Source organism: Paenibacillus sp. EKM212P, from assembly GCF_011066115.1.
GTDB classification, from domain to species: domain Bacteria; phylum Bacillota; class Bacilli; order Paenibacillales; family Paenibacillaceae; genus Paenibacillus; species Paenibacillus polymyxa_B.
Window position 1 is genome coordinate 925,960 of record NZ_JAAMNR010000001.1, and the last position, 23,111, is coordinate 949,070.

The window sequence follows — 23,111 nt, forward strand, 5'->3', positions numbered from 1 at the left end:
CAGCTTCTTTCCGCACGGACAGTCACTGCGAACACGTCATCCTTTCCTCGAAGGATTATGGTGACAGGCGGACGGGCAGGTATCCTGACTTATGGTAAGATGCATGTCCTGAAATCCCTTCATATGCTTAGTAGCACATAAAGCAGGACTAACGGGCATGTTTCCATTTACAGTGGCGGGACCGCGCCGGACTTACACCGACTTCCCTTTTAACAGCGCAGGCAAGGGAAACCATAGTTTCATCACACTGCGCCGACCTCGTCTGCTGGATATTTGATGTAGTGGTAGTCAAGCCGTTCTTTTACTTGATGATTATAGGTTAAAATGAGGCGGCTTACAACCCAAACAGCCTCTTTATCCGCTGGTGTCTAACCTAATGAGAGAGCATTTCCGCTATGTAATTGTGCGGTCCTGCCAGCCTCAATTGAATCCTAAATGCTTCTCCCGGCTTCGGATTCAGACTCCAAAAATCATGGCCCGGTATCAGCATGCAAGCTAACTGACGAATTACGCCACCATGCGTAACGACCAAAACAGAGGGCGGCCCAGCAGCCAAATCCATGGGTTGAACTTCCATAGCAACACGCCATTCATACAGAGAGTCAAGAAATTTCCGCAAACGATTCACAAAATCTGTCCAAGACTCTCCTCCAGGAGGGGTTATCCGTTGTGGCTCATCAATCCAAGCGCGATACAACGACACATCCTTGAGCATGTCATACGTTTTTCCATCCCACTCGCCAAAATGAAGCTCTCGCAGACGTGGTTCCATCATAGGAGACATAATAGATAGGGAACCTCCAGACGTCAATTCTGATTCCGGCACAATGATCTGCAAGGTCTGGCGACATCGCATTAAATCGCTGCAATAGATTCGAGCAAAGGACTGCCCCTGCAATTCTTCTTGCAAAGGCTTTAATTCCTGTTCTGCTCCCGGTAGCAAACCTAAGTCGGAGTGTCCCAGATATCGACGTTCCTTATTCCATAAGGTTGTGCCGTGACGAACTAACACGAGTTCCATGTCCCAATGCAGATCTTCTTTAGCATCATACGGCACCTTATCCTCCTGTGAGTTCGGACTTTGTGCGTATTCTACTGTCCTTTTTGCTGTTATATCCTGTTTCAAGATCATGTCACTTCCTGCTCGATCATTATTCAGTGTGTCACTCCTCACCCTCACCGCACCCATCCCAAGGCAAAACAACCTGCGGCTCCTAACAAACACAATCCTACAAACATACTGGACACGGCGAACATCAGCTGGATTGTATGCCGTATATCTTTCGACTCTAGCGGTCGTATCCAATCGCCCATGTATGCACGAAAGGAGCGCACGCCATGATACACATTATAGCCTCCAAGACGAATCCCCAGTGCACCAGCAACAGCTGATTCCGGGAAGCCACTGTTCGGGCTTGGGTGCAGACGAGCGTCTCGCTTGACTGTGCGCCAGCTTCTTGCAGCATCTCGCTTGTACATCCACGCCGCTACGACAAGCATTGCCGCTGTCAGGCGTGCTGGAATGTAGTTAGCCACATCATCTAGACGCGCTGAAGCCCAGCCTAAATGCAGATACTTTTCATTTTTGTAGCCAACCATGGAATCGAGCGTATTCACAGCACGATAAGCCAGCGCCAAGGGTGCTCCCCCGATCAGGGCATAAAAAAGCGGGGAAATAATCGCGTCCACGATATTTTCAGCGACCGTTTCAACCGTACCGCGTACAATCTCAGGCTCATCAAGCTGTTGCGTATCCCGCCCGACAATCATGCCCAGCTCCCGCCGTGCCGCTGCCAGATCATCCGCCTGCAACGCTCGGTATACTGCCATTCCTGCATCCTTTAGTCCTTTGGAAGCAATCGTGGTCGCAATCAGCACCATTTCTACGCCGACAGACAACCACGGATGAATCCAGGCAAGCAAGTACAACAGCGCCCAGGCGAGCGCAAAGGAGCCTCCCGCCACAATGAGTGGAAGCAGTATGCCCGCACGTTTCAGCCCCCGGTCACTTCGGACCTGGCGGCGAATCAATTTTTCCAATGCCGAAATGGCATGTCCCATACCGATGACTGGATGCGGCAACCACCTCGGATCACCGATCAGCCTGTCCAAAAGGTAGGCTGCCAGGATAATCAAGCTAACTGTCACGCCGCTGCTCCTCCTCCAGCACTTCACCCAATACAGACAACAGCCTGTCGTTGGCTTCTGCATCCTTGACCGCAATCCGAAAATGGCTCGTTGTCAGTCCCGGATACATAGCACAGCTACGTATAAGAATTCCGCGTTGTCCAAGCGCCTGCTGAATAGCCGATGCGCTCCACGTACCCGGCGCCCTTGCCAGCACGTAATTGGCTTCACCGGGAACGACACCGCAGCCCCATTCCGCCAAGGCGGTCAATAGGCGGTTGCGCTCCGCAGCAATCAGCTCCTGTGTTTGGCGCTCATATGCTTGCCCACTTCTCAAACACGCCTCCCCAGCCAGCAATGCCAATCCATTCACACTCCAGGTCACCTGTTTGGCCGTCATTCGCCGGATATAGTCCGGATGAGCAATCGCATAACCCAATCGTAGGCCAGGAATGGCATAAAATTTGGTCATTGACCGGATTAAAATCACATGAGGATAGCGATCCAGCACAGGCAGCAGTGAGATTCGCCGTTCCAGCGGAATAAAATCAATGAATGCTTCATCCACCACCAGCACGGTACCCGTTGTGCCAGCCGCCTCTGCCAGCTCGCACAGCTCCTGCTCACTATATTGCACGCCATTTGGATTATTCGGCTGTCCGAGGAACAAAACATCTACCTGCTCCATGAGCTGAAGGATGTCCTCCACGTCCGCCTTCCATTGAAGCGAGGCCTTCCCATACACCCGGTTGACCTCGGCTCCGAATTTGCCAGCCAGCTCGGCATATTCCGAAAAACACGGCTCCACTGTACCCACACGCTTAGGAGCTAGTCCCAATAGTAGGAGCGCCATGCTTTCAGCCGCTCCGTTTCCGATACTTAGCGACTCCGGTGGAACATGCAGTCGCCGTGCGAGCATATTTTTAAAATTCCGATGCCCGGGGTCTGGATAGCGAATCACAGTGTCAAATGAGTGTTGCAGCGCCTCAAGCACCTCCGGCGGTGGACCAAGCGGATTAATATTTGCACTAAAATCTACAAAATCCGCAGCAGCTCCGCCAAAAGTCGCGGCAGCTGTTTCCCTGTCCCCGCCATGACCATAAACCTCTATCATTGCCTCTCATCCTTTCCGCCCGTTTCCAATCATTTAGCTCCATTATGAGGCTGCTTTTTGCGTCCCGTCAATGCAAATGAGCTTTTGTACATGGCTCACTTGGGTTACAATAGAAGGAGGCACACATAAATTACACAGTTTATATACGGAGGAATGGACATGCTGTTCATCGACAACCAGGGCATACACGATCCAGCCATTAATCTTGCTATTGAGGAATACGCGCTCAAGCATCTACCGCTGGATGACAGCTATTTGCTGTTTTATATTAATGAGCCTTCTATTATTATAGGCAAGCATCAAAACACTATTGAAGAAATCAACGCCGAGTTTGTTAGGGACAACAATATTCAAGTCGTTCGTCGCCTGTCCGGCGGTGGGGCTGTATATCATGATCTCGGTAATTTAAATTTCAGCTTCATTACTAAGGATAACGGGGAGTCCTTTCATAATTTCCTCAAATTTACGCAACCTGTGATTGATGCACTCCGCCAAATGGGAGTAGAAGCTGAAATGACAGGCCGCAACGATCTACAGGTCGGAGAACGTAAAATTTCAGGAAACGCTCAGTTTGCCACACGCGGACGTATGTTCAGCCACGGTACATTGATGTTTAACCTGAATCTGGATAATGTGGCTGCATCGCTGCATGCCAATCCCGAAAAATTCAAATCCAAAAGCACTAAATCCGTCCGCAGTCGCGTGGCTAACATCAGCGAACTGATGGACCGTGAGATGACCATAGAGCAATTTCGCGAGGAACTGCTGCGTTTCATATTCGGATCAGAATTGGATCAAGTACCTCAATATAAGCTCACCGATACCGATTGGGCCAAAATCCATGAAATATCCAAAGAACGCTACCAATCGTGGGATTGGAACTACGGTCTATCCCCCGAGAGCAATATCAAGCACACACGTAAATTTCCAGTCGGTATTATTGATATCCGCATGGATCTTAAGGAAGGCTACATCCGTGATATTAAAATCTATGGGGATTTCTTCGGTGTGGGTGACGTTGCTGATATTGAAAATATCCTGCGCGGCAAGCGTTATGATGAAGGTGAGGTACGTCAAGCCTTATCCTCTCTCGATTTGAAGCACTATTTTGGTAATATTGAGTTGGACGATTTTGTTGGACTTGTATTTTTGGAAGACTAACCGTTACTTTTTCCCATCGTTTCAAACCAATACTTCAGTGGTTATAAGGGGACAGGCTCTTATAGGAGCCGTCCCCTTTTCATTGCGATATTGTCATTTTGAATATTATAAGATACAATTTTAACATTGCCCCATGATAGAGATAAAGGAGAGAATACCGATATGTATAAATTAATTGCCATTGATATTGATGATACACTCATTAACGACCAGAAAGAAGTCACACCAGCGACACAACAGGCATTAGAAGCTGCTGTAGCAAAAGGTGTGGTGGTTACCCTCGCTACTGGACGAGCTTATGCCTCTGCACACAAAATTGCTCGCCAGACGGGTTTGAACGTGCCGATTATTACGTACCAAGGAGCTTTGGTTAAAAACCTGCTGGACGAAAACGTGCTGTATGAGCGTTATGTTCCACTCGTGGCTGCACGTCGCCTGTATGAGTTCTGCGTGGAACGCAATCTGCATCTGCAAACGTATATAGATGACAAATTGTACACACGTGAAGATAATCAGAAAATCAAAGATTACACGGAGCTGAACAACACGGAATATTTTGTAGAGCCTGTATTCAGTAAAGTTATAGAGCAGCCGGCTCCTAAATTGCTGATTATCGACGAGCCTGAAGTGTTGGATGAATTAATTCCTGAACTTCGCGAACTGCTTGGCAATGAAGTTCACATTACAAAATCCAAGCCTCATTTTCTGGAAATTATGCATCATGAAGGCACTAAGGGCCATGCGCTTACCTTCCTTGCAAACCATTTTGGCTGTGAACTGTCGGAAACGATTGCTATCGGTGACTCTTGGAACGACCATGAGATGCTTGAATGCGCTGGTCTCGGCATAGCGATGGAGAATGCCATTCCTGATTTGAAAAAGCTGGCTGATTACATCACTCGCAGCAATAACGAAGACGGTGTTAAGCACGCCATCGACAAATTCGTACTCAATGTTGAATAAGTAAAAAGTAACTGTTCCCATAATACTTAAATGAAGTAGTACAACAACAAAGCCTCCAAACGTCGCATGTTCAGTAACATACGACAGTTTGGAGGCCTTTTCTGTCAGATCATATAATAACCTGACCCCTTTAAAATATCAGGCAGCAGAACGTACCTTACGCCTGTTCACCAGACGGATAATTCCATTGTTCATAAGGATTAATCCGGTCACAATGAGCAGCACCCCAGCCAGCATCCACCAGCTTACATGCTCTCCATACAACAACGCTCCCAAGCCCACCGCAATCGGCGGTGATATATACAGCCACGTCGTCGGAAACAGGGGATTTGTACGCTCCATGAGCCAGTAGAACAGTGTATGTGCAATCATCGAACCAAACAGGATCAGATAAAGTAAAGACCCCATGGCAGGAAGGTACTGCCACCCCTCAGAACTCCACGGTTCCGTGATCGCAGACAGTAACAGCAGCATCCATCCCCCATGGATCATTTGCGCCGCATTCAGGGCAATCGGGTTCGTTTCACGAAATACATCCATCACTCGCTTGGAATACAGAGCTCCCCCGGAATAACACAGCTCCCCCAGCAAAATGACAAGGCATCCCGCCAGCCACAGACCACTGATCTGAACCGCCAATCCGGGCAGCACAACCAGTACCACACCAAGAAAGCTGATCATGCAGCCAACGACCGTAATCCGTGACGTTTTTTGCCGTAGCAGTACAGATTGCAAAATGACGATCATCATCGGCCCGGTAGCTGACAAAATAGCTCCGATCCCGGAGCTGACATATTGCTCTGCCCAATACAAGGCTGAAAATGTACCGAAGGTCGTTCCTGCTCCAATCAGCAACATTTCCTTCCGCCATAATAACGACCATTTCACCTTTCCGGTCAGCTTCATAGCAATAAATAATATCGCACCTGCGGCGAAAAAACGTACCCCTGCCGATAAAAACGGCGGAAGCCCGGCTTCCACTCCCACTTTTATAGCCAAAAACGTTGTGCCAAAAATAAGACACATTACTGTAAACGCGATCCCAATCATGATACGTCCCTCTCCCTTCAGTTGCTTTTAAGCATACAGGGAGACGAACAGAACAGTTGTATAACTACAGAACAGTTGTATACGTTTTTGAAGTGCTATATAGTACAATACACACAAAGGAGCGTGGATAGCATGGGTAAGAACAACAGCGATCTACTTTTTCCAGCTGATCATGCCTTAAAGCTGTATGAGCAGGTTATCCATTATGTAACTGTGCGGATCGATCGCGGGGATTGGCAAACAGACATGAAGCTGCCGTCCGTACGAAGCTTGGCTCAGGAACTGGGTGTACATCGGCTAACTGTTTTCCGGGCATATCAGGAGTTGAAACAACGGGGACTGGTCTATGTAAGGGACAAATCAGGATATTACGTTCATGCTTCCCAAGCGACTGGACATGCAAAATATGCTGGCTACTCGGGACATACGTCCATAGACCTCACGATTCACTCCAAATCTGCCCATGCGGCAGATGATCCGTCAGTTTCAGCCTGGAGAGGAATGGATGGACTTACCCGCGTTCAATCAGTGAATGCGAATTTCCAGTTTTCCAAAGCGCTGATTGACCCCTCTCTCCTGCCCAACCGATTTTGGGGAGAGCTGATGATGCAGGTTTTTGAAAAGCATCCGAAAGTAGCAGCCACCTATTCCGCTGTACAGGGTGATACCGAGCTTCGGGAGGCCATGGCGCAGCATTTTAGCGTGGATAAGCATTTTGCTTTATCACCGGATGAAGTGATGATTACCTCGGGAGCACAGCAAGCCATTGATTTAATTGCCCGATCTCTGCTCCATACAGGAGACCGTGTATTGATCGAACGCCCTGCCTATGGCCCTGCCATGGAAATATTCCGTAGACAAGGCGCGCGGCTGACGATGACAGATATTCGACCGGAAGGTTATGATATGGACCAGATTGAATGGTGCATGAAAACGGAAAAACCACGCCTCTTTTATATGAATCCAACATTCCACAACCCGACGGGCTTTACAGTACCCGATGAGCAGCGCAAACGACTGCCAGAACTAGCCGAGCGCTATGGCTGTCTCATTGTTGAGGATGACAGCACCTATGACATTAGTTTTGGGCAAAAGCCGCCTTCTCCGATTTTCGCCTATGATGTTTCGGGAAGCGTCGTCTACATTCGAAGTTACAGTAAATATGTCGCACCTGGTCTACGAATCGCAGCCGTGACCTGCCGTCCACAGCTCATGAACAGCCTGCTGAACGTCAAAGCGTTGGTGGACAATGGATCGCCACTGCTGAATCAAAAGCTGTTTTTACAATACTTTCAATCTCCACGTATGCAGCAGCATATTAAAAAGCTATGCATTGCGCTCCAGATTCGTAAGGAAACGATGGAAGACAGTCTCCGCGATTCCGGTTGGACATGGACCAGTCCGGCAGGGGGACTCAACCTGTGGCTCCAGCTGCCTTCTACGTTGAAACCTAATGAATTACTTGCCAAAAGTGTACAAAAGTCTGTATCCTTTGTCCCCGGCAATGTATTTGATCCCATCGGCGCAGAGGGTAAAACGCATGTACGGCTGTCCTATTCATACGCCAACGAGCTACAAATCAAAGAAGGAATCTCCACACTTCTACGTATCAGTCAAACGATGTAAAGGTAAAGGTCACCTTTATTCTAACGGCAAACTCATGCCGGTGTGTGCCAAGCTAATCCCTTCCAGAAGCCCATAGTTGCGTGTGACATCCACATCATGGGACATATGTGTAAACACTGTGCTTTCGGGTTTAAGCCTTCCTATAAGCTCCTGAGCCTCCAGCATGTCATATACGGAACGGGTGGCATACTCGGCCTCCTCATGATAAAAACTCGTTCCCAGGACGAGCAAATTCAGATTGTGCAAGGGCAGAATTTCCACCTCATTCAATCCAATCGAATCCGAACAGTAAGCCCACGAGAAACCGTCCTTTTCCAGACGATAAGCGTAGGCATATCCGTTCTTCCCGTGATTCACACGCCATCCCCGGATATTCCATCCGCCAAGTTGGGCTCCCTGGTCTACTGGAATAAGATCCAAGTTTCCAGAGAGCCAGGAAAATTGACGCAAGATCGTGTCGATCACTTCCTGTGGCGCGTACAAGCGACCTCTGTTCCCAGTCCAGCGACAGGCATCTGCCCATTCTGGTAATCCTCCAATATGGTCAAAATGTGCATGTGTCACAAGGATCGTAGGGATAAAACGCAAACCGCGTAATTCTAGCTGTCTGCGCCAGTCCGGGCCACAATCAATCATAAAGTCCTCCGTCTCGCTTTCGATCAGCACAGACGATCTCAATCTTACATTCGCCCCTGTCGTGCGAGCTTCTGTGCATACGAGACAATCACAATATACACGCGGAACCCCCATTGCATCCCCCGTGCCAAGAAAAATAAGCCGATTCATGGTTTAACTCCTATCTACCTGGGTCTTTTTACTACTATTATAACGAACAGACCGATTCTACGTAAATCATCTGCGTAAATCCTTCCAGCGTCTAACGCCAAAAGGAGCATGCCCAAAGCCGTGAAATCCGGCCAGACATCCCCTCATGCGTGATCGTATTTATTTTCAAATGATGATAGGCATTGGATCTTCCTTCAGGCGGTTTTCCACCATCCAGCTGGACTGGTCATTATAGAGATAGGCTCGATGCACCAACACTCGCACCTGCTGACCAGGTTCCAGCGTAGACTTCTCCAGCGAGCGGTATGTCATGAGACGATGATCCCCGACCTGTACTTCAACCATCCACTCACTTCCACGAAAATGCAAATGCTTCACTGTGCCTTCCTCAGTCGCCGACAGAAGCGTAAATTCCTCGCTTGGCCCGACATCAATATACTCTGGACGGATCAAGGCACGTGTTCCCACTCCAGCAGCTTCTTCGAAGCCTCGGAGACTGCCTGCCTGTTCAATCACCGTAGATTCCCCAATAAAGGAAGCCACGAACGGAGTACCCGGTTTTTTATAAATATCCCAAGGTGTTCCCTTCTGCTCCAGTCGTCCCTGATTAATCACCATAATTTCATCCGCTACTTCAATCGCCTCATCCTGATCATGGGTGACAAAAATTGAAGTAATACCCACCCGCTCAATCAACTCTCGCAGCCAGGTGCGCAGCTCCTGACGAATCTTGGCATCAATAGCTGCAAAAGGCTCATCCAACAGCAGCAATTGAGGCTCTGGTGCCAAAGCACGCGCAAAGGCAACCCGCTGTCGCTGTCCACCTGACAACTGATGCGGATAACGATGCTCAAATCCTTTGAGCCCCGTTAGTTCGACCAACTCTGTGACCCGTTCCTTGATGCGGGTTTTGGAGCTTTTTTTCACTTTCAGACCAAAGGCAATATTGTCGTAGACGCTCATGTGCTTGAACAAAGCATAGTTTTGAAATACAAATCCGATTCCACGTTCCTGCGGGGATAGCTCGTTTACCCTTTTTCCATGAAAATGAATTTCTCCCGCATCCGGTTGCTCCAGACCCGCCAAAATGCGAAGAATGGAGGTTTTCCCCCCACCACTTGGACCGAGTAAGCCAATAAGATGGCCCGCCTGAATATCAAAAGATACGTCCTTTACTGCATGAAAATTACCGAAATGCTTGTTTAACCCTCTTACTTCCACATGCATATCCGTACACTTCCTTTCCGCTTCTGGACCTGTTCAGGAACAGCAGCAGCCTTGCTTCCCGCAAAGCACGTACCTCATTTGAAATCATTTAATTATTCCAATGTATATACTATGTTTTTTCTTATGTGATACTTTATCAAAGGAAAGTAATTTTCGTCAACTATATATTATATTAGGAATTAAAAGGGTAAAGTATTAGGAAGAAAGGAGATGGAGTTATTGTTGCATACTTTAGAATTATCCACTACACGGCGAGATGAAATGCGCGATATTACACGAGAGCTTGCTTCATTGATCGAAAAAAGCGGGGTCCAACAAGGAACCGCACTTGTTTATTGTCCACACACGACAGCCGGCATCGCCATTAATGAAAATGCAGACCCAGACGTCAAACATGATGTGATATTAAGACTAGATGAAGTTTATCCGTGGGAGCATCCCCAATATCGCCATATGGAGGGAAATACAGCTTCCCACCTAAAATCCATTACGACAGGCCCCTCACAAACGATCATCATCCATGATGGAAAGCTGTTGCTCGGACGATGGCAGGGACTTTATTTTTGTGAATTCGACGGACCACGCAGACGCCAATACCATGTAAAGATCATGAAAGGCTGACGGACCGGGTAAAAAAACAGACCATGATGTTTTCCTACTGGATGCATCATCGTCTGTTAAATTCTTAGTCGCTTTCGCAAAGTAACGTAATGATAAGTCACCGTCATGAAGTGTATACACCCAGAAAAGCGCCCTACATGTTCATGGCTGAAGTGTGTGAATGCAGGTACGCTCATAGGTGTCTGCACAGCAGCTTTACATGTGCTAAAGCAGCGGGCCTAATTTCTTCAAATGTTAAACCGTCCTGAATATAAAATGATACAAAGCCATGCATGGATAAAAACAGACTTTTCGGTACCCTAGAGCAATCTTCCTCTGAATGCCCCTGACCACTCAATTCTTGACGGATCATGGACGCAAATAGTTCCACACAACGGTTTTGCTCTGTGCGACAGTATGCAAATAGTTCTTCATCGTGCATCATGAACATAATTTCGTACTGATATGGATTTTCCAAACCAAAACGGATAAATTCCAGCATCAAGTACTCCAGCCTGCTCAAGCCATCATCAGGCGTACCTGTTGCTGCTTGCAGTAGAATCCCACGCAATGTATTAAAATCTTCAATTACAATGGCATAGAACAGTTCAGCCTTCTCTTTAAAATGATAATATAACGAACCATGACTGTAACCCAGATGCTGGCCAATGCTGCGCATTGAAATCGCACGGTAGCCCTTGGTAATAAACAAGTGCCTGGCCGCTTCCAGAATCCGCCCTCTTGACAACTCCTGTTCTACTGCTCTTCTAGCCATATTATTTATTCCCCTTCAATAAAGTAAAGCTGCTCTCCCTCCGACACAAGCGATTGCCCCTGCGTCAAGTCTGTTATCCAGTTGCTGAAGGATTCCGCATCACCAGCCAGCGGCAGACAGGTTAAGGTAACTTTATCCGTAAACATTGTTTCTCCAGTGCGGATGCTGCGATTGCGTAATTCATTTTCCACTTTGCCCAACCAGGTATAATCCAATTCTACAAAAACTTCACGATGCAGCACACATGTAATTGCATCTCCTGCCTCGATTGCTGCAACAGCACCATCTGAATACGCGCGAATCAGACCGCCTGCTCCCAACAAAATCCCACCAAAGTAACGGGTAACAACAATAGCGACATTTTTTAGCTTCTGGTTGCGGATCACCTCCAAAATAGGCTTTCCAGCCGTACCACTCGGTTCTCCGTCATCCGATTGCTTTTGGATTTCGTCTCTTTCCCCAATCATGTAAGCAGAACAATTATGGGTAGCGTTCCAATGCTCTTTTTTGATGCGCTCTATGAAAGCAACTGCTTCTTCCTCAGTTTGAACAGGCTGAATATGGCCGATAAAACGGGATTTTCGGATCACAATTTCCTTGTTGCCGGCACCGCGTACGGTTCGGTATTGTTCCAACATACACGTATAACCTTCCTTACTTCATTTTACAAGAAAGCAGTCCCCCGCTTCTGGCAGCTGGTGAACTGCTTTCCTGTACTTTAATTGATGCTATACACTATAACACTTCTGACCGAAATCCTGTTTCGCATCAGAGATTACAGCACTCTTATTCAGACAATCTCGCTTCAAGCTCAGCTTTTTCTTTTTCGAAGCCTGGTTTGCCGAGCAGCGCAAACATGTTCTTCTTGTAAGCTTCTACGCCCGGTTGATCGAACGGATTTACACCCAACAGGTAGCCGCTGATGCCGCAAGCTTTTTCGAAGAAATAAGCAAGATAGCCGAAAGAGTAAGGGCTTAAGTCAGGAATATTTACAATCAAGTTCGGTACTTGTCCGTCTGTGTGAGCCAGCAATGTACCTTGGAATGCTTTTTTGTTTACAAAATCCACAGTTTTGCCTGCCAGGAAATTCAGTCCGTCCAGATCATCCTCATCTGCTTCGATGGTGATGTGACTTGGTACATTTTCTACTTGGATTACCGTTTCGAAAATGTTGCGGCTGCCTTCCTGAATGAATTGTCCCATGGAATGCAGGTCTGTCGAGAAATCAACAGAAGCAGGATAAATGCCTTTGTAATCCTTGCCTTCGCTTTCTCCGTACAACTGTTTCCACCACTCGGATACAAAATGAAGAGACGGCTCATAGTTTACGAGAATTTCAATTGCTTTACCTTTGCGGTACAAAGCGTTACGAACGGCTGCATATTGATAAGCTTCGTTCTCAGCTACATTCGGGTTGCTGTACTCTTTGGAAGCGTCTGCCGCCCCCTGCATCATTTCCTCGATGTTAATGCCTGCAGTAGCAATCGGCAACAAGCCTACTGCTGTCAGCACGGAGTAACGACCACCCACATCATCAGGAATAATGAAGGATTCGTAGCCTTCTTCGTTAGCCAGTTTTTTCAAAGCGCCACGTTCTTTATCCGTCGTTGCATAAATACGCTTGCGTGCTTCTTCTTTACCGTATTTTTTCTCCAGAGCTGCACGGAATACGCGGAATGCGATCGCCGGCTCTGTTGTCGTACCTGATTTGGAAATGACGTTCACAGAGAAGTCTTTACCTTCAATCAGTTCCAACAGATGATTCACATATGTAGAGCTGATGTTATTACCAGCAAAATAGATAGCTGGACCCTTGCGTTGATCTTTAGGCAGCGCATTATAGAAAGAATGCGACAGCATTTCGATCGCAGCACGTGCTCCAAGGTAAGAACCGCCGATACCGATTACGATCAGTACTTCGGAATCGCTTTGAATTTTAGCAGCAGCCTTTTGGATGCGCGCAAACTCTTCTTTATCATAATTAGTAGGCAGGTCAATCCAACCCAAAAAATCGGAACCTACACCGGTTTGGTTGTGCAGTTGCTCATGAGCCAACTTGATAGGCTCTGCAAAATAATCAATTTCGTGCTGACCTACAAAGGAGAGTGCTTTGGTGTAATCAAAAATAACTTTTTTAGACATGTTTGGAACCTCCTGTTTGGTATTACTAAGACCATGAATACGAACATAAGGACTTAGGAATAGGATACTTTAATTTGCTGGGCCTGACAAGCTTGCGTTACCTGTGTATCCTGTGCTTGACAGCCCTTCTTGTAGATAGGGTAGCATGCCCATGCTACAATTAACTGAGATCAACCTGTTTCAATATTCAATTCAAGCCGAACTCGCAATCTGCATCGGACGGCAACTTCCAACAAGAAAGGTGATTAGCAATGAAAAACATCGGATTTATCGGACTGGGCACCATGGGCGCCCCGATGGCATCCAATCTGCTAAAGCAGGGATTCGGAGTCACAGTTTATAATCGTACCGCTTCGCGCTGCGAACCACTGGCAGAGCAAGGTGCACGTACAGCTTCAACTCCTCGTGAAGCAGCTGAAGGTCAGCACTTGGTCATTACCATGGTCAGCGATGATCACTCCATTCGTGACATCTATTATGGCGATGACGGCGTGTTTGCCGGACTTACGGCTGGCATGACCGTGATGGACAACAGTACGATTTCACCTGAACTGGTCAAACAACTGGCCGCCGAAGCGGACAAGCTGGGCTGCTCCTTCATTGATGCTCCCGTAACAGGCAGTAAGCCTGCCGCTGTAGACGGCACACTCGTGTTCATGGTTGGCGGTAATGCAGAAGCCATTGCGGCACAATCAGATGTTTTTGATACGTTGGGCAAAAAGGTACTTCATATGGGACCTAATGGCAGCGGAGCCGTAGCCAAGCTCGCTCATAATACGATGGTTGGTATTCATAACCTCGCTCTGGCTGAAGGCTTTGCTATCGCAGCTAAATCCGGCATCCCGGCAGACAGCTTCCTTGAATTAGTACAACTCGGATCGGCAGGCAGCAAGGCCGCTGACCTGAAAGGGCGCAAAATCATTGAACATGATTTTAGCAACCAGTTCTCACTCGCCTTGATGCTTAAGGACTTGAAACTTGCTTCCTCACTAACAGACAGCCTGTCCGTCCCTGCACCTATGTTATCCATTGCCAAAAGCCTGTTTCAAGCCGGGCAAACACAAGGCTACGGCGATGAAGACCTATCCGCTGTCGTGAAGACATACGAAGCATGGATTGGCCGCACCATTGGTGGTCAACCTCTCGAATAAGTTGTACCTTTCTTTGTAACCATACGGCTGTGCTTGTGTACATATGGCATAGCTTTAGGGTAAGCACACTTGGCTTGAAAGCTGAGTGTGCTTACCCGTTTTGGCTTATTATTCGGGATAAGAACAGCAATAATCAGTTACACTTCGTACTTCCAGCTTAAATGATGACTTTGCAGGTACGTGAAAGGTTGCCGCCCCTTGTATTTCCAGCCATTCTTCAGTACCTGGAAGCAACACTCTCAAATCCCCTGCCAAAATCTCCATGATCTCACGGGAATCCGTGCCGAACTCATACGTTCCTGGCAGCATAATACCCAGTGTAACCTTACTGCCGTCACCCAGGATGACTGTACGGCTTGTAACCTGACCATCGTAATAAACGTTTGCTTTTTTAACTACGCTTACTCCATCAAACTGTGTCATTCGTTATCCCCTCATCTGCTCTCAATGGTTGAATGAATATTGGTGCATCATAACATAGATTTGATTCCAGCTTCAGTATGAAAATACACACTGTATCACCGTATCCTATAAATTGGAATTCAATAGTGATTTCATTGCAAAGCATCAACTGTATGAAACAAACAGCCGTAAGCCTTTCTCAGGTTACGACTGTCTGTTTTCGATGCTCCAGTGTTTTATTTCAACAAAGCTTTCACACGGCTAACAACATTCTCTACCGTAAAGCCGTATTCCTTAATTACGCGGTCGCCAGGTGCGGATGCACCGAACGTGCTGATACCGAGAATGTCGCCTTGGTCGCCAACATATTTTTCCCAGCCCAGTGGATACGCCATTTCTACAGCCAAACGAGCTTTCACTTCTGGCAGCAGAACGGAATCTTTGTATGCTTTGTCTTGTTTTTCGAACAGATCCCAGCTTGGGAAGCTGATAACACGTACTTGAATACCTTGTTCTGCCAGTGCTTCCTGAGCTTTAACAGCCAATTGCACTTCGGAGCCTGTAGCCAGTATTTGAGCAACCGGTTTGCCGTCTGTTGCATCTGCAACCACATAAGCACCGCGTTTGATACCTTCGCGTGCATGCTCAGCACTAGCAGCCAGGATTGGCAGGTTTTGACGAGTCAATACCAGAGCAACCGGGTTTTTCTTGTTTTCCAATGTATAAGCCCAAGCAGCAGAAGTTTCATTACCGTCCGCAGGACGAATTACTGTCAAGTTCGGGATAATACGAAGGGAAGCCAATTGTTCGATCGGCTCATGAGTCGGACCATCTTCACCTACAGCAATACTGTCGTGAGTCAGAACGTAGGTTACAGGCAATCCCATCAGAGCTGCCAGACGAACGGCTGGACGCAGATAGTCTGTAAATACGAAGAATGTACCGCCGAATACTTTTACACCTTGGTGCAACGCCATACCGTTCATCGCAGCAGCCATACCAAATTCACGGATACCGAAATAGATGTTACGGCCGGCGTAGTCTTCTGGCGTAAAGTTCGTCAGGTTGTTCAAATGTGTCATCGTGGAGCTCTCCAGATCGGCAGATCCGCCTGTCAGGAAAGGTACGTTTGGAGCCAATCCGTTCAGAGCATTACCAGAAGCTACACGAGTCGAAACGGCTTTGTCTCCAGTCGTGTATTTCGGAAGATCACGATCCCATCCTTCTGGAAGATCGCCGTTTACAGCTGTTTCGAACTGAGCTGCCAAATCAGGGTGAGCTGCTTTGTATTTCGCGAACTGTTCATCCCATGCTTTGTTCGCCGCGATACCGCGCTCTTTTACTTTAGCAAAATGCTCGCGAACCTCTTGTGGTACGTGGAAGTCCTCTTCGTATACCCATTTGTAGAATTCTTTAGTCAGCTTGGCTTCTTCTGATCCCAGCGGGGAACCATGAGTACCACCGTGTCCGCCTTTACCTTGTTTGTTCGGGCTTCCGTAGCCGATGACTGTTTTCACTTCAATCAGCGTAGGGCGTGTCGAGTCGCCTTGCGCTTCTTCAATGGCTTTTTGGATGGCTGGAAGGTCGTTACCATCTTCTACGCGCAGTACTTGCCAGTTGTAAGCTTCAAAGCGTTTGGCAACACTTTCGGAAGAGGACAGGTTAAGCTTGCCGTCCAGTGTAATATCATTGGAATCAAACAATACAATCAGCTTGCCCAGTTGTAAGCGACCAGCCAGCGAAGCAGCCTCGTGGGAAATACCTTCCATCAGATCGCCATCGCCGCAGATTGCATACGTGAAGTGATCTACAACTTTAAATTCGTCTTTATTATATGTTGCACCCAGTTGAGCTTCAGCCATTGCCATACCTACGGACATTGCGAGACCTTGTCCCAGAGGTCCAGTTGTAGCATCTACACCAGCAGTGTGCCCAAACTCAGGGTGGCCCGGTGTAAGGCTGCCCCATTGACGGAATTGTTTCAGTTCTTCCATAGGAAGATCATAGCCGCTCAGGTGTAGAAGGCTGTATAGCAACATGGAACCGTGTCCTGCGGACAATACAAAACGGTCACGGTTAACCCACGTAGGTTGATCCGGATTATGATTCATCGTTTTAGCAAAAAGTTGGTATCCCATTGGCGCGGAGCCCATCGGCATACCAGGATGTCCCGAGTTTGCTTTCTCGATGGCGTCAATTGCCAACGTACGAATAGTTGTGATGGACAAATTGTCGATCGTGGAGTTTTCATCCTTTTGAATCGCTTGATTCTGGTCAGTCATGGTTTGCCTCCTCATATTGTATAAAGTATGTCAATTGCATTCGGTCATACTCTCCAACACCACCGTCCGATATAGAAACGATGTCTATTGAAGTGAGTGAATCTGCTTGAATGTTTCAATATGACTTATACATTCTTAAGTATTGTACCATTTGCCGTGAAAGTTTGCCAGATCGTTTATAAAGATGATTGTGGAAATGTTGTACCGAGTCCTCATATAAATATACCCGTAATGTATTAACCTCATTTAAAAAATTATAAAATCACAAAAAATATTATGTACTGACCGTTTATAAGGCAAATAACTCACATAAAAAAACAAAGCCCGTTATGCAACGGGCTTTGTTCAACAAAAAAATATATACTCACAAAATTTTTTCTAAAATTTTAGGATTAGTTAAATACGACCGTTTTGTTCTCATGAACCAGAATACGATCCTCTGCATGCCACTTCACGGCTCTTGCCAAAACGACCCGCTCTATGGTGCGACCAATCCGTTTTAGCTCATTTACATCATCTCCATGACTTACACGCTGCACGTCCTGCTCAATGATCGGGCCGCCGTCCAATTCTTCAGTTACATAATGCGCTGTAGCACCAATAATTTTCACACCGCGATTATAGGCTTGGGCATATGGCTTCCCACCCACGAATGCGGGCAGAAAGGAATGATGGATATTGATAATCCGGTTGCGATAATGCTCAATAAACTTAGGCGAAATAATCTGCATGTAACGGGCCAAAATGATAACGTCAATGTCTTCGCCAATGACCTCTAGTTGACGGCGCTCCGCCTCCGGTTTGGTATCGGCGGTTACCGGAATATGGTGATACGGGATGCCAAATGATTCCACATACTCCTTCATATCCGGATGATTACTAACCACCAATGAAATATCCGCGTCCAGATCTCCTGCCTGCCATTGCCACAGCAGTTCTACCAGACAGTGATCTTCTTTGGAAACGAAAATAGCCAGTTTTTTCTTGCGGCTGACCGCAGAAATCGTCCACTCCATACGGAATTGCTCAGCAACAGCGGCAAAATCCTGCTCCAACTGTGGCTGGGTTGCACTCAAATTCGGCAGATCAAATTCAATCCGCATAAAAAACATACCGCCGGACGGGTCCATTGTATATTGGTCAGATTGAACGATATTGGCCCCATGCTCATACAAAAAACGGGACACGGCCGCTACAATACCTGGTCCGTCTGGACAAGATACAAGCATACGCGCGCGGTTTTCATGGGCTGATAGAGTGCTATTTGGCTGATGTTTTACGTGAATTTCCATGTGGCTATTAATCCCCCTTAGCTTATACCGTCACTGGCAAATGACTGCCGGCAAACCAGGCAATCAACCGTTGATTAATGTGTTCTTCGCTCAAATCTGGAAATAGTGCTGCTTCCGTTATCATGTCATACAGACGCTCCAACGGCTCACGTGGATCGGCTTTTCTTGCTTTGGCATCATTTTTCAGCAGAGCCCAGGTGTCCAGCACAAATTTACGGACATCCACATCCTGTTTTTTGAAAAACGAATGCAATTGCTCTACCTGACCCAAAAACTCATCCCCAAAGCGCTCCTTTACATTTCCGCGAAGCAGGGCAATTTCAACCTCATACATCGGACGCTGAGTTTTGGCTTCCTTCCCAATCCATGGCGTCTCCAAAATAAACGGACGTCCTTGAAGTGCTTCATGATGCACCACATTATGAATCGTCTGATAGCCAATCCAGCCTGATCCGATCGGAGTATGTCGGTCTTTATGAGCGCCAACTGGATTTTTACTGTCATTAATGTGAACAACTGCGATGCGATTCAAGCCGACAATACGGTCGAATTGCTCTAATACACCGTCCAGATCATTTACGATGTCATAACCCGCATCGTGAATGTGACAGGTATCCATACAAACTGTAAGACGCTCGTTATGCTCTACTTTATCTATAATGGAGGCAATCTCCTCAAAGCTACGACCCATTTCCGTTCCTTTGCCTGCCATCGTTTCAAGCGCAATGTTAACATCTGTCTCCTTCACGCCGTTTAGTACCTCGTTCAAACCATCAGCAATACGCCCAATTCCGTATTCTGCATCCTTATCGGTAAAAGCGCCTGGATGTAGCACGATATTTTTCACACCAATCGCGTGTGTGCGTCGAATTTCCTCCTGAAGAAAGCTGACCGCAAGCTCATAGGTATTTTCTTTGTAAGAGCCAAGGTTGATGATATACGGGGCATGCACCACGATATCTTCCATTCCCTTCTCAGCCATTAACTGCTTGCCTTCCTCCAAATACATGGACTCCATCGGCTTACGGCGCGTGTTTTGCGGTGCCCCCGTGTATATCATAAAGGAGCTGGACCCGTAAGAAGACGCTTCTTTTGTAGCGCTGAGCAGACCCTTGTCCGAGAAGGACACATGAGAACCAATTTTCAGCATGATTCTGATTCATCCCCTTATCCTGTTATGCTTGTCTTATTTTAATTTAATCATTTTAACGTGATTATTGAAATCAAACAACATAGCTTTTATGGCAGCTTTCTTAAATGACTCTATTAAGGGAACACGTAGATAAAGTACACATCCGAATATATGTTAGTCAAACGAGGGTAAATAAAATCATGGATTGACATCCTTAACCGTATAAAGGTACATTCATATGAAGTTTTTTTCTCGAAAAGGGTTATATTCTATAACAGATGTATTTTTTTGTGAATCGGAAGGAGAGCTGGCTCCATGAACATCATCGTATGTGGAGGAACTGGATTGGTGGGGAGTGCACTGGTCAAAAGCTTGCTAGACGACGGATACACTGTGAAAGTCGTTACCCGCAAGCCACTGGTAGGACACGAAGCGAGCCCCCGTTTGCAATATATGAGTTGGAACGAATTAAAACAAAAGCCTGAAGTACTGGAAGGCACCGATGCGGTCGTTAATTTAGCAGGCGAAACGCTGAATCAGCGCTGGACGGATAAATCCAAACAAAGAATTCTTCAATCTCGACTGCTATCTGTTGCACGGTTGGCTCAAGCATTGAATGCTCTACAAAAAAAGCCGAAAGTTATCATTCAGGCTTCGGCTGTTGCCGCCTATGGTACTTCCCTGACCGAAACATTCGATGAAACGAGCCCGCGTCGTTCGGGAGATTTTCTGTCTCAGGTGGTTGAGCAATGGGAGGAAGCCGCCAATGCCTATCCTTCTGATGCCCGTTTAATTAAGTTACGCATTAGCCTTGTGCTGGACAGAAAAAAAGGGGCATTCCCCCTCATGAAGATGCCTTATAGCTTCGGATTCGGCGGCAAAATAGGCAGTGGCCATCAATGGATGAGCTGGATTCATATTGAAGATATCGTTCGTCTGATCACGTACTGCATCCATACGACGGAAATCGTTGGGGCAGTGAATGCATCATCACCACATCCCTTGACGAACGACCAGTTTGGGAGGACAGTAGCTACGGTATATCACCGTCCGCACTGGTTTCCCGTCCCCAGCATTCTCGTTTCAAAGCTAGTTGGTGAGATGAGCACGCTTGTATTGGATGGTCAAAAGGTACTACCGCGCAAAGCGCTGGAGCACGGATTTAAGTTTAACTATCCTTCACTTAAGGACGCTCTTGAGGAACTCCATTCTTCCCAAAAACAGCATTGAATCTAAAAAGAGGAACTCCAGGCTGGTAGGTAGTGTCACTGCCAGCTTAGAGTTCTTTTTTAGTCCGACACAATCTCTCAAGCAGACTGCAAGTTTTTAAGATGCTCATTTATTCCTATGAATAGCCCCTATTACAAAGAAAGAAGCCCTGAACATAACAGGCCTCTTCTTGACATATATCCATATAACCTTTATTTATATGCATTGGAGGATTTAAAAGAGTCCAAGCGATAAGTATAAGATACCCCGGCGATTTTAAAAGTGTCTCCATCCTTCATTGTGTACTCCTTATAAGGCACCATAGGCTCTCCATTCAGAACAGTTCCGTTCGTCGAGGATAAATCCTTAACAATGTGGCTATGTTCTCCTGTAACTATACAAAGCTCAATATGAGAACGGGAGGCTCCATCCGTATGCTCCACAAACTGGACCAGTTGCGGGTCTCTCCCGATGATAAAGCTGCCTGCAACGAATTGGTCTGGCTGCAACCGGATGCGCTCGGTCCCTCCACTACCTGGTGGCTTGCGATCCAGGCAAGCAATCGGTGGTTGCTGAACAGGTGAAATCTGTATCTCTTGATCTGGACGAAGCAGCATCGTTTCCTGCTTAGATGCAGCATTTAGCAGCTCCGTTATCCCGGAGAGAGACTTATAATAAGCCTCACTGGTATCACTGGCTTCCAATTCATTTCCCCGCTCCGCACCTTTCCACGATGGCTCGTGTAAGTCATAATTTGCTGAAGTTTTCTCCCTGTCTTCCGTAACTCGGTCTCCCACGCTTTTAGATTCTGAGTTTGGAAAAGTCCATCTCCAGCTCTCCTGCCCTTGATCACTCAAATCGGAAGATCGCTTGTCTTGATGATGCTGTCCCGCTACAAATCCGGTCAGCTTATCTACCTGATAACGATCATTTTTCCGCTGCGCTGGGGAAGAAGTAGTTCCTAACCATTCCGAATCCAATACAGGTACTGAATCGCTGTACATATGAGATGAAGTTCTATTCCGCTCCCATTTCCCCGTCCAGCTTATATAAGCAACGGCGGCAAGTACCAAGGTCAGCACCACGGAAATGATCAACGGTACCGTCTCTGGATGATCCAGATAAATATAACGCCACACGATGGCCGAAGCGAGCAGACATCCAAGAGCAATGTACGTTTTATATTTTTGCAATCCAGGCTCCATATCTTCTACTTCGTTTTCTGTTACAAGCTCAGAATCCTCCTCTGGTTTCATGGACGGTTTGAGCCGATTGATCCGTTTAAGCTCCTGAATCTCCTGCAGAGTCTCCCGATGCTCTTGCCCGTATGTTCCGCCACGATCAGTATAGTTCCCCTGTGAGGTATGAGAGACATGAGAGGTATGAGCAGATATGAGAGGGTCGGCTGATGAAAAAGCTCGCCCCTCCATACTTTCTCCCTGCACGCTAGCACTCTCTGTACCGGCCTTCATTCCTTGTAATAACAGTTCCTTTAGCAATCCCAATTCAAATTCATTTCTATCACACAGATCCAGTAGGCGTTGTATATATTCTCCCTGAAAGTGGGCCACACGAGTCATTAAACGAATAACCATCTGCTTAAATTGACTGCCTGTTTGCCCTGCATACTGTACACTGCGTAAAGGAACATAGGTTAAACTGGCGGTTTTCCTAGTACCTGAACCACTTAGAAAAATATAATCCTCATGCAAAATAAACTGGCGGATATCTAACATATATTGCGGGCTGCGATGGAGGGCATCTGCCACTTCATAAAGAATCCGGTAGAAATCAGAAGTCGACACGCCCCCACCTTTCCATAACTGGGAAAGCATGCGTTGCCCCGAAATGTCGTAATGTAACTCAATCTGAAAATCGACTTCCTTTATTCTAAGTTCCAGCAGACCGGGAATCCGATTACCAGTCATCATTCCGCTCTGTACGGAATTTAAATCATCGGTCTTGAGCCCGTCTTCCTTGTTTAGAATCATAAATGTCCCGCCGTTCCGGGCAAAATCCCTACTTAAACCCAACAATTCATGACCTCCCTAACAATTTCCTATCTCCGTGAG

General features: G+C 46.9%; 20 protein-coding genes and 1 riboswitch. Of the genes, 6 read left to right on the forward strand and 14 right to left on the reverse strand.

Annotated elements, in window-relative coordinates:
- Window positions 1–57: 57 nt before the first annotated feature.
- A riboswitch (cobalamin riboswitch) is annotated at window positions 58–251 on the reverse strand.
- A gap of 122 nt (window positions 252–373) precedes the next feature.
- From G9G54_RS04370 to cobD, 3 genes are read right to left on the reverse strand one after another with little or no spacing between them, the layout of a single operon-like run.
- A complete protein-coding gene (locus tag G9G54_RS04370) occupies window positions 374–1,132 on the reverse strand; it encodes a histidine phosphatase family protein (RefSeq protein WP_446723013.1) in 759 nt (252 codons plus the stop codon).
- Window positions 1,133–1,176: 44 nt separating this feature from the next.
- On the reverse strand, window positions 1,177–2,148 hold the full coding sequence (gene cbiB, locus G9G54_RS04375) for an adenosylcobinamide-phosphate synthase CbiB (RefSeq protein WP_165176270.1): 972 nt from the start codon (window positions 2,146–2,148) through the stop codon (window positions 1,177–1,179).
- Window positions 2,138–3,241 carry a threonine-phosphate decarboxylase CobD gene (gene cobD / locus G9G54_RS04380; RefSeq protein WP_069291415.1) on the reverse strand — a complete coding sequence of 368 codons (1,104 nt, stop codon included), beginning with the start codon at window positions 3,239–3,241 and terminating at the stop codon, window positions 2,138–2,140. The genes cbiB and cobD overlap by 11 nt, the downstream gene beginning before the upstream one ends.
- Before the next feature lie 159 nt (window positions 3,242–3,400).
- On the opposite strand from cobD, the gene G9G54_RS04385 reads away from it, so the two are divergent.
- Both G9G54_RS04385 and G9G54_RS04390 read left to right on the forward strand, forming a co-directional pair.
- Window positions 3,401–4,402, forward strand: coding sequence for a lipoate--protein ligase (locus G9G54_RS04385; protein WP_165176272.1), 1,002 nt, complete (start codon window positions 3,401–3,403; stop codon window positions 4,400–4,402).
- A gap of 162 nt (window positions 4,403–4,564) precedes the next feature.
- Window positions 4,565–5,365, forward strand: coding sequence for a Cof-type HAD-IIB family hydrolase (locus G9G54_RS04390; protein ID WP_023987642.1), 801 nt, complete (start codon window positions 4,565–4,567; stop codon window positions 5,363–5,365).
- 138 nt (window positions 5,366–5,503) lie between these two features.
- Here the strand turns inward: G9G54_RS04390 and G9G54_RS04395 are convergent, their stop codons facing one another.
- Window positions 5,504–6,415 carry a DMT family transporter gene (locus G9G54_RS04395; RefSeq protein ID WP_165176274.1) on the reverse strand — a complete coding sequence of 304 codons (912 nt, stop codon included), beginning with the start codon at window positions 6,413–6,415 and terminating at the stop codon, window positions 5,504–5,506.
- Between the two features lie 132 nt (window positions 6,416–6,547).
- Here G9G54_RS04395 and G9G54_RS04400 point away from each other — a divergent pair, with 132 nt between their 5' ends.
- Window positions 6,548–8,041, forward strand: a complete 1,494-nt coding sequence (locus G9G54_RS04400; RefSeq protein ID WP_165176276.1) for an aminotransferase-like domain-containing protein — start codon at window positions 6,548–6,550, stop codon at window positions 8,039–8,041.
- 15 nt (window positions 8,042–8,056) lie between these two features.
- Here G9G54_RS04400 and G9G54_RS04405 read toward each other — a convergent pair whose 3' ends face one another.
- Window positions 8,057–8,827 carry an MBL fold metallo-hydrolase gene (locus tag G9G54_RS04405; protein ID WP_165176278.1) on the reverse strand — a complete coding sequence of 257 codons (771 nt, stop codon included), beginning with the start codon at window positions 8,825–8,827 and terminating at the stop codon, window positions 8,057–8,059.
- Window positions 8,828–8,992: 165 nt separating this feature from the next.
- Window positions 8,993–10,054 carry a sulfate/molybdate ABC transporter ATP-binding protein gene (locus G9G54_RS04410; RefSeq protein WP_061829549.1) on the reverse strand — a complete coding sequence of 354 codons (1,062 nt, stop codon included), beginning with the start codon at window positions 10,052–10,054 and terminating at the stop codon, window positions 8,993–8,995.
- 219 nt (window positions 10,055–10,273) lie between these two features.
- Between G9G54_RS04410 and G9G54_RS04415 the strand changes: the two genes are divergently transcribed.
- Window positions 10,274–10,675 carry a secondary thiamine-phosphate synthase enzyme YjbQ gene (locus tag G9G54_RS04415; protein WP_165176739.1) on the forward strand — a complete coding sequence of 134 codons (402 nt, stop codon included), beginning with the start codon at window positions 10,274–10,276 and terminating at the stop codon, window positions 10,673–10,675.
- 172 nt (window positions 10,676–10,847) lie between these two features.
- Here the strand turns inward: G9G54_RS04415 and G9G54_RS04420 are convergent, their stop codons facing one another.
- The 3 genes from G9G54_RS04420 to G9G54_RS04430 form a co-directional block, all read right to left on the reverse strand.
- Window positions 10,848–11,429, reverse strand: coding sequence for a TetR/AcrR family transcriptional regulator (locus G9G54_RS04420; protein ID WP_029516378.1), 582 nt, complete (start codon window positions 11,427–11,429; stop codon window positions 10,848–10,850).
- A 5-nt stretch (window positions 11,430–11,434) separates the two neighbouring features.
- Entirely contained in the window at window positions 11,435–12,067 is a 633-nt protein-coding gene (locus tag G9G54_RS04425; RefSeq protein WP_165176280.1) for a YigZ family protein, read from the reverse strand.
- A 148-nt stretch (window positions 12,068–12,215) separates the two neighbouring features.
- A complete protein-coding gene (locus G9G54_RS04430; RefSeq protein WP_013369975.1) occupies window positions 12,216–13,571 on the reverse strand; it encodes a glucose-6-phosphate isomerase in 1,356 nt (451 codons plus the stop codon).
- 251 nt (window positions 13,572–13,822) lie between these two features.
- Between G9G54_RS04430 and G9G54_RS04435 the strand changes: the two genes are divergently transcribed.
- Entirely contained in the window at window positions 13,823–14,722 is a 900-nt protein-coding gene (locus G9G54_RS04435) for an NAD(P)-dependent oxidoreductase (protein ID WP_165176282.1), read from the forward strand.
- 108 nt (window positions 14,723–14,830) lie between these two features.
- On the opposite strand, the gene ppnP is transcribed toward G9G54_RS04435, so the two are convergent.
- The 4 genes from ppnP to G9G54_RS04455 all read right to left on the reverse strand — a co-directional run bounded on the left by ppnP (window position 14,831) and on the right by G9G54_RS04455 (window position 19,848).
- The gene (gene ppnP, locus G9G54_RS04440) at window positions 14,831–15,145 is read right to left on the reverse strand and encodes a pyrimidine/purine nucleoside phosphorylase (RefSeq protein WP_023987633.1); all 315 of its coding nucleotides are present in this window, start codon (window positions 15,143–15,145) and stop codon (window positions 14,831–14,833) included.
- 215 nt (window positions 15,146–15,360) lie between these two features.
- A complete protein-coding gene (gene tkt, locus G9G54_RS04445) occupies window positions 15,361–17,406 on the reverse strand; it encodes a transketolase (RefSeq protein ID WP_061829554.1) in 2,046 nt (681 codons plus the stop codon).
- A gap of 392 nt (window positions 17,407–17,798) precedes the next feature.
- A complete protein-coding gene (gene purU, locus G9G54_RS04450; RefSeq protein ID WP_023987631.1) occupies window positions 17,799–18,698 on the reverse strand; it encodes a formyltetrahydrofolate deformylase in 900 nt (299 codons plus the stop codon).
- Between the two features lie 22 nt (window positions 18,699–18,720).
- A complete protein-coding gene (locus G9G54_RS04455; RefSeq protein ID WP_025722686.1) occupies window positions 18,721–19,848 on the reverse strand; it encodes a deoxyribonuclease IV in 1,128 nt (375 codons plus the stop codon).
- A 297-nt stretch (window positions 19,849–20,145) separates the two neighbouring features.
- Here G9G54_RS04455 and G9G54_RS04460 point away from each other — a divergent pair, with 297 nt between their 5' ends.
- The gene (locus tag G9G54_RS04460; RefSeq protein ID WP_165176284.1) at window positions 20,146–21,060 is read left to right on the forward strand and encodes a TIGR01777 family oxidoreductase; all 915 of its coding nucleotides are present in this window, start codon (window positions 20,146–20,148) and stop codon (window positions 21,058–21,060) included.
- Between the two features lie 191 nt (window positions 21,061–21,251).
- On the opposite strand, the gene G9G54_RS04465 is transcribed toward G9G54_RS04460, so the two are convergent.
- Window positions 21,252–23,075 carry a DUF6382 domain-containing protein gene (locus G9G54_RS04465; protein ID WP_165176286.1) on the reverse strand — a complete coding sequence of 608 codons (1,824 nt, stop codon included), beginning with the start codon at window positions 23,073–23,075 and terminating at the stop codon, window positions 21,252–21,254.
- Window positions 23,076–23,111 lie beyond the last annotated feature (36 nt).

Bases quoted from the DNA above. Each gene is read 5' to 3' on its own strand.
- G9G54_RS04430 (WP_013369975.1), bottom strand. From the start codon at position 13,571: ATGTCTAAAAAAGTTATTTTTGATTACACCAAAGCACTCTCCTTTGTA.
- G9G54_RS04435 (WP_165176282.1), top strand. From the start codon at position 13,823: ATGAAAAACATCGGATTTATCGGACTGGGCACCATGGGCGCCCCGATG.
- tkt (WP_061829554.1), bottom strand. From the start codon at position 17,406: ATGACTGACCAGAATCAAGCGATTCAAAAGGATGAAAACTCCACGATC.
- G9G54_RS04410 (WP_061829549.1), bottom strand. From the start codon at position 10,054: ATGCATGTGGAAGTAAGAGGGTTAAACAAGCATTTCGGTAATTTTCAT.
- G9G54_RS04455 (WP_025722686.1), bottom strand. From the start codon at position 19,848: ATGCTGAAAATTGGTTCTCATGTGTCCTTCTCGGACAAGGGTCTGCTC.
- G9G54_RS04425 (WP_165176280.1), bottom strand. From the start codon at position 12,067: ATGTTGGAACAATACCGAACCGTACGCGGTGCCGGCAACAAGGAAATT.
- G9G54_RS04400 (WP_165176276.1), top strand. From the start codon at position 6,548: ATGGGTAAGAACAACAGCGATCTACTTTTTCCAGCTGATCATGCCTTA.
- ppnP (WP_023987633.1), bottom strand. From the start codon at position 15,145: ATGACACAGTTTGATGGAGTAAGCGTAGTTAAAAAAGCAAACGTTTAT.
- purU (WP_023987631.1), bottom strand. From the start codon at position 18,698: ATGGAAATTCACGTAAAACATCAGCCAAATAGCACTCTATCAGCCCAT.
- G9G54_RS04370 (WP_446723013.1), bottom strand. From the start codon at position 1,132: ATGATCTTGAAACAGGATATAACAGCAAAAAGGACAGTAGAATACGCA.
- G9G54_RS04395 (WP_165176274.1), bottom strand. From the start codon at position 6,415: ATGATTGGGATCGCGTTTACAGTAATGTGTCTTATTTTTGGCACAACG.
- G9G54_RS04385 (WP_165176272.1), top strand. From the start codon at position 3,401: ATGCTGTTCATCGACAACCAGGGCATACACGATCCAGCCATTAATCTT.
- G9G54_RS04460 (WP_165176284.1), top strand. From the start codon at position 20,146: ATGAACATCATCGTATGTGGAGGAACTGGATTGGTGGGGAGTGCACTG.
- G9G54_RS04420 (WP_029516378.1), bottom strand. From the start codon at position 11,429: ATGGCTAGAAGAGCAGTAGAACAGGAGTTGTCAAGAGGGCGGATTCTG.
- cobD (WP_069291415.1), bottom strand. From the start codon at position 3,241: ATGATAGAGGTTTATGGTCATGGCGGGGACAGGGAAACAGCTGCCGCG.
- G9G54_RS04390 (WP_023987642.1), top strand. From the start codon at position 4,565: ATGTATAAATTAATTGCCATTGATATTGATGATACACTCATTAACGAC.
- G9G54_RS04405 (WP_165176278.1), bottom strand. From the start codon at position 8,827: ATGAATCGGCTTATTTTTCTTGGCACGGGGGATGCAATGGGGGTTCCG.